Consider the following 18961-nt stretch of genomic DNA (forward strand, 5'->3'; position numbering starts at 1 on the left):
ATTCGTGCGAAAGTTAAGCATTGATTTCCATTCTTTCATCTGCTAACATATTATCATATTAGCGAACTAAAGGATTCGGAATTTTCCTTCAAACAATTACGGAGGTGCTCGGGTTGATGTTTATGTTTGAAAAACCGCACGGCATGAGAGATACACTGCCCGGTTTATATGAAACGAAAAAAAAGGTGAGGCAATCGTTAACGGATATGATAGATAAATGGGGCTATCAATTTATGGAAACACCGACGCTGGAGTTTTACGATACGGTTGGTGTGCAGTCAGCAATTGAAGAGCAGCAGCTGTTTAAGCTTCTGGATCAGGATGGAAAGACACTGGTGCTTCGCCCGGATATGACAGGGCCGATCGCAAGGGTGGCGGCATCAAAGCTGCTGAAACATGATCATCCCCTCAGAGTCGGCTATGCGGCAAATGTGTTCAGAGCCCAGGAACGCGAGGGCGGACGTCCTGCCGAGTTTGAACAGGTTGGAGTGGAATTGATCGGTGATGGCACGACAAGTGCGGACGCAGAGGTCATTGCCTTAGTAGTCGGTGCGTTAAAAAATGCCGGCTTGACTTCATTTAAAATTGCAATCGGCCACGCAGGCATTGCAGATGCCCTGTTTGTCGAGGTGCTCGGGAATGTTGAACGAGCGGACGTGCTGCGGAGGTTTTTATATGAAAAGAATTATGTCGGCTACAGAGAGCACGTCAAATCTCTTCCGCTTTCCTCCATTGATAAAAACAGATTGCTTGAGCTTCTAGAATTGCGAGGGAGCATAGAAGTATGCAGACGTGCTGAAGAAATCGTCGATTCAGCGCAAGGTAAAAGTGTGGTTGATGAACTGAAGGCGCTGTGGGAGATTCTTGAGGACTACGGATGTACGGAAAATGTCCGTCTTGATCTGAATATGGTCAGCCATATGAGCTACTACACTGGGATTTTATTTGAAGTGTACGCGAATAATGTCGGCTTTGTGATTGGCAGCGGCGGCCGTTATAACAAGCTTCTGGGACATTTTAATTCACCGGCGCCGGCGACGGGTTTTGGGCTTCGGATTGACCGGATGATTGAAGCGCTCCATATGAAAGACGAACCTTGTGAAATGGATGCTGTCATTTTCAGCAAAGAACAGCGGGTGCAGGCCATCGCTTTTGCAAATGAAGAGCGTTTGAAAGGTAAAAAAGTTGTTCTTCAGGATTTACTGGGGATTGAAAATATTGATCAGATGACAAAATCATTTGCGAATGTCACCTATTTTATCGGTGCCAGAAAGGAAGAGCAAAATGGGTAAGTTACTCACAATGGCAATGCCGAAGGGGCGAATATTTGAAGAAGCAGCAGGGCTGCTGCGGCAGGCGGGATACAAGCTGCCGGAAGAGTTTGAGGATTCCAGAAAGCTGATCATCGATGTGCCGGAGGAAAATCTCCGCTTCATTTTAGCAAAGCCGATGGATGTCACCACATATGTGGAGCACGGCGTGGCAGACGTCGGAATTGCGGGGAAGGATGTCATGCTGGAGGAAGAACGCGATGTATATGAGGTACTGGATTTGAAAATCAGCAAATGCCATCTGGCGGTTGCCGGACTTCCAGATACAGACTGGAGCGGCGTCGCGCCGAGAATCGCCACAAAGTATCCGAATGTGGCTTCCAGTTATTTTAGGGAGCAGGGAGAGCAAGTCGAGATTATTAAACTGAACGGCTCTATCGAGTTGGCACCTCTTATCGGGCTTGCGGACAGAATAGTCGACATCGTATCTACGGGACAGACGCTCAAAGAAAACGGACTCGTTGAAACAGAGCATATTTGTGATATCACCTCCCGCTTTATCGTCAACCCAGTAAGCTATCGCATGAAGGACGATGTCATCGACGAAATGGCATCCCGTTTATCTCTTGTTGTGGAAGGAGAAACGGCAAAATGAAAATCAAAACGATCAGCGGCGCGGACCGGCTTTCTCTCAAGCGGTCAATTGACTCCGGAACGGAAGAACAAAGAAAAGCGGTCCGATCCATTATTGAACATGTAAAAGCAAACGGTGATCAGGCCGTTCGTGACTACACGGCCAAGTTTGACGGCATCAAGCTGGACAGTGCATTGGTCACAACAGAAGAAATTGAAGAAGCATACAGCTTGCTGGATCCCCAGCTGCTGCAGGTGATCAGGCAAGCGATCAAAAACATTACTGAATATCACGAAAGGCAGCTTCAGTCTTCCTGGTTTTATTACAGAAAGGATGGCACAATGCTGGGACAGAAAGTGACAGCACTTGATTCTGCCGGCGTTTATGTGCCGGGCGGAACTGCCGCATATCCGTCATCTGTTTTGATGAATGTCATTCCGGCGCTTACAGCGGGCGTGGAAAGAATTGTTCTTGTCACACCTCCGGGAAAAGACGGACGGCTGTCTCCGGGAGTATTAGCTGCCGCTGCCGAGCTGGGCATTAAAGATATATACAAAATGGGAGGGGCTCAGGCAATTGCGGCGCTGGCGTATGGAACAGAAACCATTGAGCCGGTGGATAAAATCACAGGCCCGGGAAATATTTATGTCGCGCTTGCCAAACGAGAGGTGTTCGGTGATGTCGATATTGATATGATTGCCGGACCGAGTGAAATCGTCGTGCTGGCTGATGAAACAGCTATCCCGCGGGAAATTGCCGCTGACCTGCTGTCACAGGCGGAACACGACATGCTCAGCTCATGTGTGCTTGTCACAGATTCCATGCCGCTGGCTGAGGCCGTTTCAGCCGAGGTGAACGAGCAGCTTAAAACCTTGCCGCGCAGAGATATTGCGGAAGCTTCAGTGAGAGATTATGGATCTATTTATGTGGCTGAAACGATAGATGAAGCGGTCAATACAGTCAATACGCTCGCCCCGGAGCATTTAGAAATCATCACACGGTCTCCCGAAGCTTTGCTTGGCAATATCAAGCACGCAGGTGCGATTTTCTTAGGCCGATACAGCCCTGAACCGGTCGGAGATTATTTTGCCGGACCGAACCATGTGCTCCCGACAAATGGAACGGCCAGATTTTCAAGCCCATTAAACGTCACGGATTTTCAAAAGAAATCGAGCATTATTTCATACAGCCAATCAGCCTTTGAAGAACATGCGGATAGCATTGCGGCTTTTGCCAGACTGGAAGGATTAGAAGCGCATGCGAGATCAATCGAAGCGAGAGAACGGAGGAATTCAAAATGAGAAAAGCGGAGCGCGCCAGAAAAACAAACGAAACGGATATAGAGCTGGCATTCGCAATAGACGGTGAAGGGCAAGCAGAAATCAAAACAGATGTGCCGTTTATGACGCATATGCTGGATCTGTTCACAAAACACGGGCAATTTGATCTTTCCATTCATGCAAAAGGCGATGTCGATATTGATGATCACCATACAACTGAAGATATCGGCATTTGCTTAGGGCAGGCTTTGCTTGAAGCACTAGGCGATAAAAAAGGAATTAAACGCTACGGCTCGGCGTTTGTGCCGATGGATGAGGCGCTTGCTCAGGTGGTGATTGATTTAAGCAATCGGCCGCACTTAGAAATGCGTGCTGACTTTCCGGCAGCGAAAGTCGGAACTTTCGATACTGAGCTTGTACATGAATTTTTATGGAAGCTGGCGCTTGAAGCACGGATGAACTTGCACGTGATCGTTCATTACGGCACAAATACGCACCATATGATAGAAGCTGTTTTTAAAGCATTAGGACGCGCGCTTGATGAAGCGACAACGATTGACCCGCGTGTCAAAGGGATTCCGTCAACGAAAGGGATGCTGTAAATGATCGGTGTGATAGATTACGGAATGGGCAATTTATACAGCGTCTCAAAGGCGCTGGAGCGTGTCGGCGTGCCGTACTTTGTTTCTGGCATGCCAGAGGAGCTGAGGAAAGCAGATGCTTTCATTTTGCCGGGAGTCGGGTCATTTGGGGATGCGATGGACAATTTGCGCAACGCCAAACTCGATCAATTCATTCACGATATGGTATCAGAGGGGAGACTGCTTCTTGGGATCTGCCTTGGCATGCAGCTATTGTTTGATGAGAGCGAAGAGCATGGAACCGCTGCAGGCCTCGGTTTGTTAAAGGGAAAAGCAGTCAGGCTGAAGCCGGAAGATCAGGTGGGAAACAAGCTGAAGGTTCCGCATATGGGATGGAACCGCCTTTCCTTTCATAACGAATCTCCGCTGCTGGCAGGAGTGGAGGAAGGCTACGCTTATTTTGTCCATTCCTTTTATATTGACGGAATGGATGGCGGCGCGCTTTTGGCAAGCGCCGAGTACGGTGTTCGGGTGCCTGCGGTTGTCGGAAAAGAGAATGTCTTCGGCGCCCAGTTTCACCCGGAAAAAAGCAGCACGGTCGGAATGTCTATCTTAATCCAATTCACAAAAATGGCAGCAGAACAGAAGGTGAAAAAATGAGTGTTTTTACATTATACCCGGCCATTGATATGAGAAACGGCAAATGCGTACGCCTCGTTCAAGGTGATTACAGCAAGGAAACTGTATACGGTGATTCACCGTTCGACATGGCCTCTTTATTTGCGAGTGAGGGGGCTGAATGGATTCATCTTGTTGATCTTGACGGCGCGAAGGAAGGAAAAAAAGTAAATGACCGTCATGTCATCGAAATTGTACAAAAGCTCAATCTGAAAGTCGAAATCGGCGGCGGCATTCGTTCGGAAAGCGACGTCTACGATTACTTATCGGCAGGAGTCGATCGCGTGATCCTGGGAAGCTCTGCTGTTTCTGATCCGCCGTTTGTAAAAAAAATGCTGAAAGAGTATGGCGAAAGGATAGCCATCGGGCTGGACGCAAGAAACGGCTTTGTTTCAACAGAAGGGTGGCTGGAAACATCAAGTCTTAAGGCGACTGAACTCGGCAAAGAGCTCGCCAACGAAGGCGCAGAAGTTTTTATTTTTACTGATATCGCGACAGACGGGATGCTGTCAGGCCCCAATCTCGAAAGCACAGTGGAACTCGCAAAGGAAACCGGAAAATCTGTCATCGCCTCTGGCGGAGTCAGCTCCGTTGCGGACCTTGAAGCTCTTGCCCGTTATCATGCGAATGGGGTTTCTGGAGCGATTATCGGAAAAGCACTGTATACCAACCAGTTTACACTTGGCGAGGCGCTTGAAAGGATGAAGGGGAAATGATAACAAAACGGATTATCCCATGTCTTGATGTGAAAGAAGGGCGCGTTGTCAAAGGGATTCAATTTCTTGAGCTGAAGGATGCCGGCGACCCTGTCGAGCTGGCGGAAGTATACGATCAGGAAGGCGCGGATGAACTGGTGTTTCTTGATATTTCTGCCTCGCACGAAGGCCGCAAAACGATGGTTGACGTCGTAGAGCAGGTTGCTGCAAAGCTTGCGATTCCGTTTACAGTCGGAGGCGGCATCAATCAGCTTAGCGATATGAAAATGATTCTGCGTGCCGGCGCGGACAAAGTTTCTGTAAACACGGCAGCTGTTCTCCGTCCCGAGCTGATTACCGAAGGCGCGGCGTTTTTCGGCTCTCAATGTATCGTACTCGCCATAGACGCCAAGTACGACGAAGAGTCTGACACGTATAAAGTTTACACGCATGGCGGCAGAAAGAAAACGGATTGGGAAGTTACAGCATGGGCGAAGGAAGCTGTCAAACGCGGAGCCGGAGAAATCCTCCTGACCAGCGTGGACTCAGATGGGGAGAAAAAGGGCTTTGACCACAGGCTGACAAAGCTCGTGTCAGAAGGTGTTCCGGTTCCTGTCATCGCCTCAGGGGGAGCAGGAAACGCGCAGCATATGCTCGAGGCTTTTACAAAAGGGGAAGCGGACGCCGCGCTGGCTGCCTCCATTTTTCATTATAAAGAAACATCAATTAAAGAAGTGAAATCATATTTGAAAGAGCACGGGGTGAATTTGAGATGAAACAGGCAGATGAACTGCGTTTTAACGAAGACGGATTAATCCCTGCCATCGTGCAGGACGCGTCAAGCAAAGAAGTGCTGACACTTGCATACATGAACAGGGAATCATACGAAAAAACACTGGAAACGAAAGAAACGTGGTTTTACAGCCGCTCGCGGCAAGAGCTATGGCACAAGGGAGAAACATCGGGGAATACGCAAGGCGTCAAGGGCATTCGATATGACTGCGACCAAGATGCACTGGTCGTGCTTGTAGAGCCGTCCGGTCCGGCATGCCACACAGGCAGCTACAGCTGTTTTACAAAGGAACAGACAGAAGAACAAACTTCCGGCCGATTTGACATCTTAAGCGAGCTGGAGCGCGTCATCGCAGAACGCCAAGCGGAAATGCCTGAAGGAGCTTACACCACTTACCTTTTCGATGAAGGCGTCGATAAGATTTTGAAAAAAGTCGGTGAAGAAGCATCAGAAGTCATCATCGCCGCCAAAAACCGTGATCACGAGGAACTGAAATGGGAAGCGGCAGACCTGCTGTATCATCTCCTTGTCCTGCTCAGAGAACAAGCATTACCGCTGGATGATGTGCTGGAAGTGCTGAGAAAACGCCATTCTGAATAGTAAATGGAAAGAGCCTATGGATAACGGCTCTTTTTTTTATTGTAAGAAAAATGTAATGGGTATTTAGTAATGGGATGAGTGTTTCACATTCCGAATGGATAAAAGAAGGTCAAAACCAAGTCTGATTTCCTATTTATCCAAATTCCGCCATGATGTAACATGGAAAAGGATAATATAATCACCCTGCAACCGGGTCAATAGTATTACTTTTGAAAAATAGAATGATCCCACAAAACCCTTGGAGGTTCGTAATGAAAAAGATTATCTTTATTTGCTTCAGCTTATTACTTGCCCTGACAGGAGGATGCAGTATGAACGACAATGATAAAAACACAAATGACAATAAAACAGAAGCCGTAAAACCAAAAGACATGGATCCAAAAGACCTGCCGCAAGTTCCCGCGTTTCAGGATGAGAAAACGAGAGAGTACATGGTGTCAACGAAGGAAGAGGAGCCTGGGTACTATTTGCTGGAGTCTAAGCTGAAGGGGTTTAGGATGTTGTTTCCGGAGGATGGGGAGTATCTATCAAGAAGGTCATCTTTAACTGGGAAAAACAAAGAAAGTATTGGATTTAATAGTTATGATAAAGACACCAATGTAATGTTTGATGGCCATATAACATATTACAAAGAAGAAAGTTTTGTGAATGAACCTGAGACAATGCTAGATATTGTTAGTGGAAAAAATGATTATAAAGGTGAATACAAAAAAAGTAGCAAAAAGAAAACGGATATCTACTTTGCTAAGAAAAAAGACATCTTTGACGATATTGATAGAAAATATAATTATTCATACAGTTACTTCGGGTATGTGAAATCTACAGAAGAAGATAACTTAGGATTAGAATACGCCTTTACTTTCGGATGCAAAAATGAAAATCAACCATGCTCCTTAGATGAAGAAAAGGCTAAAAATAAAGTAGAGAAATTAATTAATTCTATCACCTTTTTAATAGATAAAAAGGAGAAATAAGATGGAAAATAAAAATGTATTTGAGAATGAGAACGTAAAGTTACGGCTAATTGATTTAGAATATGACTATAAACAAAAGTTTGCCTCAATCAATGCAAGTGAAGTTAAGGAAGCCAAAGCGGATTTCGAAGCAGATGTACGGAGAATTTATAAAGAGGAAACCCGCCACGATCTTCCGGAGAATACAAAAATTGAAATATATACCTCCAGTGAACTTGTAAACCAGAATACAAGTATAGAAAGTTCGACCAGAGAATCAGGTTACGATGGGACGGCAATCCATATAATAGATAAGAAAAAACATATCGATCAGCTTCATATTATTTCAGAAGGCAGTGCTGATAATAAGGATTGGTCGTATAACTTTTTTGGTCTTTTTTTAGGAATCGATCATAGTCAGTATGAGGCTACAAAGGAGTTTACTAAAAAAGCAAAGAAAGCAGCAGGTGACTCGGAGGATTTAAAAACATTCGCCTTAGGACATTCCCTTGCTAATAATAACCAAGTAATGGTGCAATTGATTAATGGAGACTATGATGAGGTTTATGGTGTAAATGGGGCTCAAGTCAATATCGATCAATTACTTGAAACTGATGAAAGTTTATATAGATATGTTATTAGGAAATTTAGTTATAAATACGAAGATATTGATTCTATCCCACCAGAAAAGCTAAAAAAAGAAATCCAAAAATATTATGAAGACAAAGGCGTCACAGCAAACATCACCCAACGCATATCAAAAGATGACCCGCTGTACGGAGTCAGCGGCAAGGCGGATTTCATTACATTCGGCGATGTGAAGATGGCGGATACGAACACAAGTGTGAAAGGCATCAGAAACATTATGGATGGGATTCCTGATGAAGACGTAAGGTCGATGCAGGAATACCTTCAAAAATATAAGGACGACTATGAAAAAGACGGCTTAAACGGTTTTGTAAAGGCAGCCAGCGGAATAGACATAGAATTGATAGAAAAAGTAAAGCATACAGACGGCGTTTTAGCGAAAGCAAGTGTTGTTTATGAAAATTTTGATGATGTTAAGCAAATGTATGGCCGAATTAAAGAGCAGCTGCCAGCCTTTTTAGGTTTTCTTCACACCCTGTTGGGAAACAGCGGGCCTATTGTAGATCAGCTTGCTGAAAATGGTTATATTGATGATACACAGAAAAAAGTCATAAAAAAAGAGTTATCTAATCTTAATGCGAGTATGAAAGGTATAGAATTACAATACGATGATTTCATTGATCATCTAAAGCATGGCCAATTCACGCAAGCTCTAAATGATGTTGGTAAAATTGTGGAGTATGTAAAATCAATGATTTCTTCTTTTGAAACACTCGACACAGAAACAAAAGACGCATTAAAACTCATCGTCGACGGCCACAGCATCGTTCAAATGCTGAACGCATTATCAAAGGAAAAAGGATTTAGCTATAAGGGTTCTGATATTTACTTTACAGGGAAGGGCGGCTTGGGAGAAACGATTAAAGTCAATATCTCTTCCGCTGTCAGAATCTATCAAAACGGCATGAAGATAGTTGAAGATATGGAAGATGCGATTTCTGCGTACCAAAAGGTATTCCGTCAGGAAATCGATGAGGAGTTTATAGACAAAAAACAGGCAATCATCACGTCGATTCAACATATGGAAGAAAACCCTTCGCATTATGCCTTCGATCTTCAATTCCGGCTTGCGGCCGGTTTCAGTCACACATTCGATAAATTAGAGAAAATATCAGTTCATGAATCGTTCCATACAGGTGCTCTCCCTGCTAATGACGGAATTGTTGCAGAACTAAAAAAACAGACATCGGAAAAAAAGAACTTTATCAAAAATATCCGCGAGAGCATCGAAAAGCTATTTGAAAAAGAAGAAATGATCTCACAGTTATTCGATTTTCAGCCTTAGGAGGAATAGACAGAGTGACTTCCTTATTTTCAGAAAGTGAAACAGAAGTTGTATCAACCACCTATATGTTTCTAACCCATGACGAAATGAAGGGGAAAGCAGGCAGTCTCAATAAACCCATCAACGACATTCTCAGCCTGACTAAAAAATTTGAGTCTGCATTAAAAGAAGAAATCAAAGGGCAAAAAGGAATGATTGTCAAAAAAATAAAAGAAGAGCTTGAATCGAAAAGCGAAAAGCAGAAAACTGCACTTCAAACGATAAAAGAAGAGCATACTGCAAAGGTTGACCGGTTCAAGATGATCATTGAAGACCTGAGGCAGCAAGAGGTTACCTTAACGTATCGAAAAAAGAAGCCCGAAAAGGATCTATAAGATGAAACGTCTCCTATTCGAGTCATGAATAGGGGATTTTTATTTTCAGTGTACAAGAAAAATATACTGAAAAAGTCTCTCTCCATTGTTATGATTTAGAAAGAGTAAAAATAATCCTATTATATTCCGTTCAACCTTGCTGACCGCGTAAAGGGATTGAAACAGGAGGAAAAATACTATGTCAACACAGCAACCTAAAAGAAAATTCAAAGCCTTTTTTGCATTAGTGAAACAGACAAACCCATCCTATGGAAAGCTCGCTTTTGCGCTGATTCTCAGTATTGTGACAACACTGGTCAGCCTGCTGATTCCTTTATTAACGAAACAGCTTGTCGACGGTTTTTCCATGTCAGCGCTGTCCGGCACGCAAATCGGGCTGATCGCGCTCGTTTTTTTTATTCAGGCCGCTTTAAGCGCCTACGCTACATACGCGCTAAACTATAGCGGGCAAAAAATCATCTCTGGGTTAAGGGATTTATTATGGAAGAAATTAATTAAGCTTCCTGTATCTTATTTCGATACTAACGCTTCCGGTGAGACTGTCAGCCGGGTCACGAATGATACGATGGTGGTAAAAGAGCTGATCACCAGCCATATCAGCGGATTTATAACAGGTATCATTTCGGTCATTGGATCACTAACCATCTTATTCATTATGAACTGGAAGCTGACGCTGCTTGTTTTAGTAGTTGTTCCATTAGCGGCGCTGATTTTAGTGCCAATCGGCCAGAAGATGTTCTCCATTTCTCGGGAAACTCAAGATGAAACCGCACGTTTTACAGGGTTGCTCAATCAAATACTTCCGGAAATCAGGCTTGTGAAGGCTTCAAATGCAGAGGAAGTCGAATACAAACGCGGAAAGCTGGGGATTTCTTCATTATTCCAGCTGGGGGTTCGTGAAGCGAAGGTGCAATCGCTTGTTGGGCCGCTTATTTCTCTCGTATTAATGGCCGCACTCGTGGCTGTTATTGGATACGGCGGTATGCAGGTGTCATCAGGCGAATTGACTGCCGGAGCACTCGTGGCTTTTATTTTATATTTGTTTCAAATCATAATGCCGATGGGCCAGATTACAACGTTCTTCACACAGCTGCAAAAATCAATCGGTGCAACGGAACGGATGATTGAGATATTGGCAGAGGAAGAGGAAGATACCGTCACAGGAAACCAAATTGACAACGCGCATCTGCCTATCCGCCTTGATCAGGTGTCCTTTGGCTATAAGCCTGGGCAGATGATCTTGAAGGATATCAGCGCCGTGATTGAAGCGGGGAAAGTTACAGCAATTGTTGGGCCGAGCGGCGGCGGGAAAACCACGCTGTTTAAGCTGCTTGAGCGTTTCTATTCTCCGACTGAAGGGACCATTCGGCTGGGAGACGAGCCGGTGGATACGTATTCGCTCGAATCGTGGCGTCAGCATATCGGCTACGTGTCACAGGAAAGTCCGTTAATGTCGGGAACGATCAGAGACAATATTTGTTATGGGCTGGAACGTGAGGTAACGGATGCCGAAATCGAAAAAGCAGCGGAGATGGCATACGCTCTTAATTTTATACAGGAGCTGCCGAATCAGCTTGATACTGAAGTGGGTGAACGCGGTATTATGCTGTCGGGCGGACAGAGACAAAGAATTGCGATTGCCAGGGCGCTTCTCCGTGATCCGAGCATCCTGATGCTTGATGAAGCCACCTCCAGCCTCGACAGCCAATCTGAAAAATCAGTGCAGCAGGCACTTGAGGTGCTGATGGAAGGCCGGACAACTATTGTTATCGCTCACCGCTTATCGACTGTTGTAGATGCTGATCAGCTATTATTTGTTGAAAAAGGGGAAATTACGGGACGCGGCACGCACCATGAATTAATGGCTTCCCATGACCTTTACAGAGATTTTGCTGAACAGCAGCTTAAAATGAATGCGGATTTAGAAAACAAAGCCGGGTAAATTCTGGTCGATTCAGCCAATAAAAAAAAGAGGAGGGATTTTCCCAATCCTTCCTTTTGAACTATTGAGAGGCTTACGATTTATGGTATACTACTGACGGTAATATTGTATAAAACGGAGGGTAGTTGTGGGAAAACACACTTCTGAACATAAAAATCACGCACAAATTGTCCAGCTGCTTCAAGATGGACATTATTTTTTTCATAAAGGTTTGAAAGCGTATAAAGAACGCAATTTGAAGCGGGCAAGCAAACTGATCCAGCGTGCGGTTCATTTGGAGCCGAGGGATTCAGAGATGCTTTCGCAGCTTGCGGTCATTTATTCTGAGATGGGGCAATACCAGGAATCAAACGATTTGCTTGATTATATTTTGGCGAATCTTGAGACGGAAATGCCGGAATGCCATTATTTTAAAGCAAATAACTTTGCCCATCTGGGACTCTTTCAGGAAGCTTATAAAGAAGCTGCTGCTTATTCAGACGCTGATCCGGACGGTGAATTTTCCGAAGAGAATGATAGTCTGCTTGAACTGCTTGATTTAGGAGACGGCGGGCCTGAGGATTCTTTATATGATCAGGATGAATTGCTTATCAAACAGGACCGGGCGAAGTCCTTGCTTGAAAGCGGTCAGCTTGCTGAAGCCGTTGCGGCCCTTGAGGAAATCACACACGAATATCCTGAGCTTTGGTCCGCTTATAATAATCTCGCCCTTGCCCACTTTTATTCCGGCAATGTTGTGAAAGCGAAACAAACGGCTTATCAAGTGCTGAATAATAATGAAGGAAATCTTCACGCATTATGTAATCTTCTCGTTTTCTACTATTATGAAAGAGAAGATGAAAAGGTGGCAGAGCTGAGTGATCAGCTTTCAAATGTATATCCGATGTTATTTGAACAGCGCTATAAACTGGGTGCCACTCTGTCGCTTGTCGGCCGGTATGATATTGGGTACAAATGGCTCAGATCACTATATAAAAGCGGTTTTGAAGGAGACGACACATTCTACTACTGGCTCTCGTGCTCTGCTTACTTTACGGGCTATAAAGAATTTGCCGAAACGGTATGGAGAAAAGTCGAGTCGCAATATCCAGGAGCAGACCGTCCGGCTCCGTGGATTGAGCGGCGGGAAGTACTTCCTTCGTCAGTAGAACAGCGATTGGCGGCCTATTATATCAGCAGCACCAAGGGTGAAACGGAGCATCTTGAGGCCGTGATACGCTCGAAGCGCATCACCGCTCCTTTTGAAAACCATTTTGTTAAGCTGCTCTTGAACGGAGATTCCGCAGCAGCAGATGTGTCAGAGGATGCGCTTTTCGCTTATCAAACGGTTAAATTGCTGGAAGAAGCAGAACAAGATGAGATGAAAACAGAAGTCATGAGCTGCTGGGTATTCCATGTGATACAGCAAATCCGCGCAGCGGGGCCGCTGAAAAATGTGAGCGGATGGGCTGCGGCTATCTACTATATTTGGAAAGAAGCCCATGGCAAACATGACACCAAAAAAGAAACAGCAGCCCAATTTGGCATCTCTCCGGCTACTTTGACGAAATATATGAAATATATTGATGATATTTTAGAATAGTATATTGATTGAGAGTTGATTCTGTGAATCAACTCTCTTTTTATTCTAAGAAGTATATTAAGAAAGTAATATCGACAGGTTTTTTATCAATTTAAGAAAAATGACAAATGATGTGCAACCTGACATCTGTTTGAAACACAAATGTAATAAAATTTATCGCTAATTTGTCGAAACTTGATGGTATAATGATTCTCGTACATAAGGAATTAGTGTTTTTTACATATGATGTGAAATAAACGCTATACACCCAGATTAAGAGATGCACAGAATAATTAACCATAAACAATCATCATTCCTCGTAGAGTATGAGGAACGAAACTTGATGTTCAAAATACAATTCCAAATGAGAACAGGTTCACAGTAAAAGGGAGGATATAAAAAGTGAGAAAGAGTTTATTGACACTTGGTTTGGCTTCCGTCATCGGGACAAGCAGTTTTTTGATCCCATTTACAAGTAAAACTGCATCGGCGGAAACATTAGATGAAAAGAAACAAAAAATCGAAAGCAAGCAATCTGAGGTTGCTTCCAGCATTGAAGCGAAGGAAAAAGAATTAACTGAGCTTCAGGGAAATCAATCAAAGATTGAAAAAGAACTGAAAGACATTAACGCGAAGGCGCTCGATACAAGCAACAAAATTGAAGATAAAAAAGAAGAAAACGATAAAACAAAAGAAGAAATCAAAAAACTGAAAAAAGAAATTAAAGAGACTGAAGCCCGCATCGAAAAACGCAATGAAATCCTGAAAAAACGTGTTCGTTCTTTACAGGAAAGCGGCGGATCTCAAGGGTACATAGATGTCCTTTTAGGATCAACGAGCTTTGGTGACTTTATCTCTCGCGCGACTGCGGTTTCATCTATTGTGGATGCAGACAAAGATTTAATCAAGCAGCAAGAGCAGGATAAAGCGAAGCTTGAAGATTCGGAAGCGGATTTGAATGACAAGCTGAAAGAAGTTCAAGCTGCACTGGCTAAATTAGAAACAATGCAAAAAGATCTTGATAAACAGCTTGATGAAAAAGACAAGCTTTTCGACGAAGCAAAGGACAGCCAGAAGAAAACAGCTGACGCGATTTCCGAATTAAAATCAGAAGCAGCTGACCTTGCAAACCAAAAAGCAGATACTGAAGAAGAACAAGCGCGTATCAAAAAACAACAAGAAGCTGCGGCTGCGCTGATCAAAAAGCAGGAAGAAGCACAAAAAGCATCTGATGAAACACAAACAGATGACAGCCAAACGGCTACAACTGAAACAGCAAAAGCAAGCTCATCTGATGATGATTCTTCAGACAACTCTTCTAAGGGTTCATCTAACAGTTCGTCTAACGGCTCATCTTCTAAGAAGAGCAGCAGCTCAAGCAATAACTCAGGCGGCACTGTCATCAGCAACTCAGGCGGAATTGAAGGCGCGATCAGCGTTGGATCAAGCATTGTCGGACAATCTCCGTACAAGTTTGGCGGCGGACGCTCTCAGTCTGATATCAACAACCGTATTTTTGACTGCTCATCATTCGTTCGCTGGGCTTACGCTTCTGCAGGTGTCAACCTTGGACCTGTCGGCGGAACAACGACTGATACTTTAGTTGGAAGAGGACAAGCTGTAAGCGCGTCAGACATGAAACGCGGAGACTTAGTTTTCTTTGACACATACAAAACAAATGGTCACGTTGGAATCTACTTAGGAAACGGTACGTTCCTTAACGACAATACATCTCATGGTGTATCTGTTGACTCTATGAACAACGTGTACTGGAAAAAAGCATTTAAAGGCGTTGTAAGACGTGTTGTTCAATAATAAATAAGACAAGGGCCTTCTATGGACAGAAGGCTCTTTCTTTATTAACATACATACCCTTTTGAAATATATTTAATCGCGTTTCGAAAAAAATGAGCAAAAAAATGGCGTATCACCATGAGATTTTATAGGATATGGGTAAGGAATACGTTTGATGGGGATTCTTATCATATAAGGAAGAGCCCAACTCGAAAAGACGTTTTAAGGAGTGAATGAGTGTGTCAGAAGAAAAAATATATGACGTGATTATTATCGGCGCGGGTCCCGCTGGGATGACGGCCGCTGTATACACATCTAGAGCAAACTTATCGACATTAATGATTGAAAGAGGAATTCCGGGCGGCCAAATGGCAAACACGGAAGATGTGGAGAACTATCCTGGTTTCGAAAGCATCCTCGGACCTGAGCTTTCCAACAAAATGTTTGAACACGCGAAGAAATTCGGCGCGGAATACGCTTATGGCGATATTAAAGAAATTGTGGACGGCAAAGAGTACAAAGTTGTGAAAGCCGGTTCAAAAGAATATAAAGCACGTGCTGTTATCATCGCCGCAGGTGCAGAGTATAAAAAAATCGGCGTGCCTGGCGAAAAAGAATTGGGTGGCCGCGGTGTTTCGTATTGTGCAGTATGTGACGGCGCTTTCTTTAAAGGCAAAGAGCTGGTTGTTATCGGCGGAGGAGACTCAGCGGTTGAAGAAGGCGTGTACTTAACACGTTTCGCTTCAAAAGTAACGATTGTACACAGACGTGACAAACTCCGTGCGCAAAGCATTCTCCAAGCGAGAGCGTTTGATAATGAAAAAGTAGATTTCTTATGGAATAAAACCGTGAAGGAAATTCATGAGGAAAACGGCAAAGTCGGCAAAGTGACGCTTGTAGATACGGTAACTGGTGAAGAAAGTGAATTCACAACAGACGGCGTATTCATTTATATCGGTATGCTTCCTCTGTCTAAACCGTTTGAAAACCTTGGCATCACAAATGAAGAAGGCTACATCGAAACCAACGACCGAATGGAAACAAAGGTTGAAGGGATTTTCGCAGCCGGAGACATTCGCGAAAAATCATTGCGCCAAATCGTAACGGCTACAGGTGACGGAAGTATTGCCGCACAAAGCGTCCAGCATTATGTCGAAGAGCTCCAGGAAACGCTGAAAACCTTAAAATAAAAAGGGCTGTCATACGAGTTTCACATAACGTTACTGGGTTTTAATTCCGCTGTAACAGTTGTGTAAAACTTATCGGTTATGATTAATAAAGTAATTGACCCCCTTTTTATAATGAATACACTTTTGGCACGGATTCTCTAGTTATCCGTGTCCTTTTTTTGTCCAAAAATAAAAGACAATTTCCTTTCACAATAAAATCATCTGAACGCGGGAAAGAATATGCTGTAAAATAGAAGAAAAGATTGTCAATGTCTCTTCATTGTGAGAGGCATCTTGAAACGGTATAATAAAGAGACGATGACAGGACGAGAAGGTTAGGTGACGTACTTGCAAAGAGTGACAAATTGTGTTCTCAAGGCGGATGACAAAGTTCTTCTTCTTCAAAAGCCAAGACGCGGCTGGTGGGTTGCGCCGGGAGGCAAGATGGAGAGCGGAGAATCAGTCAGGGATTCCGTCATCAGAGAATTCAGAGAAGAGACTGGTATCTATATCATAAATCCCCAGCTAAAAGGCGTTTTTACCTTTATTATTAAAGACGGTGACCACATTGTGTCTGAGTGGATGATGTTTACGTTTGTTGCTGATTCCTATACGGGAGAAAATGTGTCAGAATCAGAAGAAGGCATTTTGCAGTGGCACAATGTGAAGGATATTCAAAACCTGCCTATGGCCCCGGGAGACGGCCATATCCTCGACTTTATGATGAAGGGACAAGGGCTGCTGCACGGCACATTTACGTATACACCGGAGTTTGAGCTGCTCAGTTATCGTTTAGATCCGCAGCACATCAAATAGAAAGACAAGTCAGGGGGGAGAAAGATGAGTGTTAGTGAATCACATGATATTCAGCTTGTCATTATAACCGGCATGTCGGGCGCGGGAAAAACCGTTGCGATTCAAAGCTTTGAGGATCTCGGCTATTTCTGCGTCGATAATCTGCCGCCTTCATTGCTTCCGAAATTTTTAGAGCTGATGAAGGAATCAAATTCGAAAATGAGCAAGGTCGCGCTTGTTATGGATTTGCGCGGCCGTGAATTTTTTGACCGGCTGATTGAGGCGCTGGATGAAATGGCGGAAAATCCGTGGATTACACCGCGAATTTTATTTTTAGACGCGAAGGATTCGATTCTCGTGACAAGATATAAAGAAACGAGACGTTCGCATCCTCTGGCAGTGACTGGTCTTCCGCTCGAAGGCATCGCGCTGGAACGTGAGCTGCTTGAGGAATTAAAAGGCCGCTCTCAAATGATTTATGATACATCAGACATGAAGCCGCGCGATCTGCGCGAGAAAATTGTAAAGCATTTTGCGACAAACCAAGGAGAGACATTTACGGTAAATGTCATGTCATTTGGTTTTAAATACGGTATTCCGATTGATGCCGATCTCGTCTTTGATGTCAGATTTTTGCCGAATCCATATTATATCGAAAGCATGAGGCCGCTGACCGGAAAAGATGAAGAGGTATCCTCTTACGTCATGAAATGGAATGAAACACAAAAGTTCAATGAAAAATTAATCGATTTACTCAGCTTCATGCTGCCGTCCTACAAAAGAGAAGGAAAGAGCCAGCTCGTCATTGCGATTGGCTGCACAGGGGGCCAGCACCGCTCTGTGACACTTGCCGAGTATTTAGCTGACTATTTCAAAAAGGATTACTATACTCATGTTACTCACCGGGACATTGAAAAGAGAAGCCGGAAATAAGATGGGACAAAAACCGAAAATCGCAATCTTTGGCGGCGGAACGGGCCTTTCTGTATTGCTTCGGGGCTTAAAGCATAAACCCGTTGATATTACGGCGATTGTCACAGTTGCTGATGACGGAGGAAGCTCGGGGCGGCTGCGGAACGAACTGCAAATCCCGCCACCAGGAGACATCAGAAATGTACTTGCCGCTTTATCCGATGTGGAGCCGCTAGTTGAAGACCTCTTTCAGCACCGCTTTAATAAAGGGAACGACTTAACGGGGCATTCACTCGGAAATTTAATTTTGGCAGCGATGACGAATATAACCGGTGATTTTTTTCACGCTGTCACAGAAATGAGCAAGGTGCTGAATGTAAGAGGAAAGGTGTTGCCGGCAGCCAATGCCAGTGTTGTTCTGCATGCCGAAATGGAGGACGGCCGCGTGGTCTCAGGCGAGTCCACTATTCCGGAGTACGGCCAGCGTATTAAGCGTGTTTTTCTGACGCCTGAAAACATTGATCCGCTGCCGGAAACGATAGAAGTAATCAGAGAAGCGGATCTGATTATTATCGGACCGGGAAGCCTTTATACCAGTATTCTTCCTAATTTACTCGTCCCGAAAATTGGAGAAGAAGTGATCAAGGCGCCGGCGAAAAAAGTGTATATCTGCAACGTGATGACACAGCCCGGAGAAACGCTGCATTATACCGCTGCCGATCATGTGAAAGCGCTCAATCAGCATATGGGCTGCGGCTTTATCGATACCATATTAGTTAACAGTGAAGACATTCCTGACGAAATAAAACGTAAGTACGCAGTAGAATCGGCGCGTCCTGTTGATTTTGATATCGAAGAGCTGAAAGCGATGGGGCTTGAAGTTATCAGAGATCAAATCGTAACACATAAAAATGACGTAATTCGTCACGATACACATAAAGTGGCTTCTCTTCTTGTCGATTTACTGAAAGAATGAAGCCTTGAAATGAGGTGGCT

Annotated in this window: 18 protein-coding genes; all 18 read left to right on the top strand. The window is 44.2% G+C overall.

Features of this window, described 5'->3' with window-relative positions:
• Positions 1-116: 116 nt before the first annotated feature.
• The 18 genes from H7F27_RS03505 (at position 117) to mgfK (ending at position 18941) form a co-directional block, all read left to right on the top strand.
• A complete protein-coding gene (locus H7F27_RS03505) occupies positions 117-1292 on the top strand; it encodes an ATP phosphoribosyltransferase regulatory subunit (protein ID WP_024122984.1) in 1176 nt (391 codons plus the stop codon).
• Positions 1285-1926: an ATP phosphoribosyltransferase gene (gene hisG, locus H7F27_RS03510; RefSeq protein ID WP_024122983.1), complete on the top strand. Its 642-nt coding sequence runs from the start codon at positions 1285-1287 to the stop codon at positions 1924-1926. Before H7F27_RS03505 ends, hisG begins: the two co-directional genes overlap by 8 nt.
• Positions 1923-3206 carry a histidinol dehydrogenase gene (gene hisD / locus H7F27_RS03515; RefSeq protein WP_185848572.1) on the top strand — a complete coding sequence of 428 codons (1284 nt, stop codon included), beginning with the start codon at positions 1923-1925 and terminating at the stop codon, positions 3204-3206. Before hisG ends, hisD begins: the two co-directional genes overlap by 4 nt.
• Positions 3203-3787, top strand: coding sequence for an imidazoleglycerol-phosphate dehydratase HisB (gene hisB, locus H7F27_RS03520; RefSeq protein ID WP_101864712.1), 585 nt, complete (start codon positions 3203-3205; stop codon positions 3785-3787). Before hisD ends, hisB begins: the two co-directional genes overlap by 4 nt.
• A complete protein-coding gene (gene hisH / locus H7F27_RS03525; RefSeq protein ID WP_185848573.1) occupies positions 3788-4426 on the top strand; it encodes an imidazole glycerol phosphate synthase subunit HisH in 639 nt (212 codons plus the stop codon).
• Positions 4423-5160, top strand: coding sequence for a 1-(5-phosphoribosyl)-5-[(5-phosphoribosylamino)methylideneamino]imidazole-4-carboxamide isomerase (hisA, locus tag H7F27_RS03530; protein ID WP_185848574.1), 738 nt, complete (start codon positions 4423-4425; stop codon positions 5158-5160). The genes hisH and hisA overlap by 4 nt, the downstream gene beginning before the upstream one ends.
• On the top strand, positions 5157-5915 hold the full coding sequence (gene hisF, locus H7F27_RS03535; RefSeq protein ID WP_185848575.1) for an imidazole glycerol phosphate synthase subunit HisF: 759 nt from the start codon (positions 5157-5159) through the stop codon (positions 5913-5915). Before hisA ends, hisF begins: the two co-directional genes overlap by 4 nt.
• Positions 5912-6532 carry a bifunctional phosphoribosyl-AMP cyclohydrolase/phosphoribosyl-ATP diphosphatase HisIE gene (gene hisIE, locus H7F27_RS03540; protein WP_024122977.1) on the top strand — a complete coding sequence of 207 codons (621 nt, stop codon included), beginning with the start codon at positions 5912-5914 and terminating at the stop codon, positions 6530-6532. Before hisF ends, hisIE begins: the two co-directional genes overlap by 4 nt.
• A gap of 251 nt (positions 6533-6783) precedes the next feature.
• Positions 6784-7506 carry a lipoprotein YvcA gene (locus H7F27_RS03545; RefSeq protein ID WP_185848576.1) on the top strand — a complete coding sequence of 241 codons (723 nt, stop codon included), beginning with the start codon at positions 6784-6786 and terminating at the stop codon, positions 7504-7506.
• A 1-nt stretch (position 7507) separates the two neighbouring features.
• Positions 7508-9418 carry a DUF6792 domain-containing protein gene (locus H7F27_RS03550; protein WP_185848577.1) on the top strand — a complete coding sequence of 637 codons (1911 nt, stop codon included), beginning with the start codon at positions 7508-7510 and terminating at the stop codon, positions 9416-9418.
• A gap of 14 nt (positions 9419-9432) precedes the next feature.
• Positions 9433-9792 (top strand): hypothetical protein, encoded by a 360-nt coding sequence (locus tag H7F27_RS03555; RefSeq protein ID WP_044159330.1) that lies wholly within the window; start codon positions 9433-9435, stop codon positions 9790-9792.
• A 178-nt stretch (positions 9793-9970) separates the two neighbouring features.
• Entirely contained in the window at positions 9971-11734 is a 1764-nt protein-coding gene (locus tag H7F27_RS03560) for an ABC transporter ATP-binding protein (protein ID WP_185848578.1), read from the top strand.
• Between the two features lie 127 nt (positions 11735-11861).
• A complete protein-coding gene (locus H7F27_RS03565; protein WP_185848579.1) occupies positions 11862-13316 on the top strand; it encodes a tetratricopeptide repeat protein in 1455 nt (484 codons plus the stop codon).
• A gap of 381 nt (positions 13317-13697) precedes the next feature.
• Positions 13698-15110, top strand: coding sequence for a peptidoglycan DL-endopeptidase CwlO (cwlO, locus tag H7F27_RS03570; RefSeq protein ID WP_185848580.1), 1413 nt, complete (start codon positions 13698-13700; stop codon positions 15108-15110).
• Between the two features lie 218 nt (positions 15111-15328).
• Complete coding sequence (gene trxB, locus H7F27_RS03575) at positions 15329-16279, top strand: thioredoxin-disulfide reductase (protein WP_024122970.1); 951 nt, start codon at positions 15329-15331, stop codon at positions 16277-16279.
• Positions 16280-16597: 318 nt separating this feature from the next.
• Positions 16598-17074, top strand: a complete 477-nt coding sequence (locus H7F27_RS03580; RefSeq protein WP_081638370.1) for an 8-oxo-dGTP diphosphatase — start codon at positions 16598-16600, stop codon at positions 17072-17074.
• Between the two features lie 24 nt (positions 17075-17098).
• Positions 17099-17986: an RNase adapter RapZ gene (rapZ, locus tag H7F27_RS03585; RefSeq protein WP_059334990.1), complete on the top strand. Its 888-nt coding sequence runs from the start codon at positions 17099-17101 to the stop codon at positions 17984-17986.
• Between the two features lies 1 nt (position 17987).
• Positions 17988-18941, top strand: coding sequence for a gluconeogenesis morphogenetic factor (mgfK, locus tag H7F27_RS03590; protein WP_024122967.1), 954 nt, complete (start codon positions 17988-17990; stop codon positions 18939-18941).
• Positions 18942-18961: the final 20 nt, after the last annotated feature.

The sequence above is a fragment of the Bacillus sp. PAMC26543 genome (assembly GCF_014250375.1).
GTDB classification, from domain to species: Bacteria; Bacillota; Bacilli; order Bacillales; family Bacillaceae; genus Bacillus; species Bacillus halotolerans.

What these genes read in the sequence shown, in the direction of transcription:
- mgfK (WP_024122967.1), top strand. Translation starts at nt 17,988, where the DNA reads ATGGGACAAAAACCGAAAATCGCAATCTTTGGCGGCGGAACGGGCCTT.
- hisH (WP_185848573.1), top strand. Translation starts at nt 3,788, where the DNA reads ATGATCGGTGTGATAGATTACGGAATGGGCAATTTATACAGCGTCTCA.
- H7F27_RS03550 (WP_185848577.1), top strand. Translation starts at nt 7,508, where the DNA reads ATGGAAAATAAAAATGTATTTGAGAATGAGAACGTAAAGTTACGGCTA.
- hisF (WP_185848575.1), top strand. Translation starts at nt 5,157, where the DNA reads ATGATAACAAAACGGATTATCCCATGTCTTGATGTGAAAGAAGGGCGC.
- H7F27_RS03560 (WP_185848578.1), top strand. Translation starts at nt 9,971, where the DNA reads ATGTCAACACAGCAACCTAAAAGAAAATTCAAAGCCTTTTTTGCATTA.
- H7F27_RS03505 (WP_024122984.1), top strand. Translation starts at nt 117, where the DNA reads ATGTTTATGTTTGAAAAACCGCACGGCATGAGAGATACACTGCCCGGT.
- hisG (WP_024122983.1), top strand. Translation starts at nt 1,285, where the DNA reads ATGGGTAAGTTACTCACAATGGCAATGCCGAAGGGGCGAATATTTGAA.
- hisA (WP_185848574.1), top strand. Translation starts at nt 4,423, where the DNA reads ATGAGTGTTTTTACATTATACCCGGCCATTGATATGAGAAACGGCAAA.
- hisB (WP_101864712.1), top strand. Translation starts at nt 3,203, where the DNA reads ATGAGAAAAGCGGAGCGCGCCAGAAAAACAAACGAAACGGATATAGAG.
- H7F27_RS03545 (WP_185848576.1), top strand. Translation starts at nt 6,784, where the DNA reads ATGAAAAAGATTATCTTTATTTGCTTCAGCTTATTACTTGCCCTGACA.
- rapZ (WP_059334990.1), top strand. Translation starts at nt 17,099, where the DNA reads ATGAGTGTTAGTGAATCACATGATATTCAGCTTGTCATTATAACCGGC.
- hisIE (WP_024122977.1), top strand. Translation starts at nt 5,912, where the DNA reads ATGAAACAGGCAGATGAACTGCGTTTTAACGAAGACGGATTAATCCCT.
- hisD (WP_185848572.1), top strand. Translation starts at nt 1,923, where the DNA reads ATGAAAATCAAAACGATCAGCGGCGCGGACCGGCTTTCTCTCAAGCGG.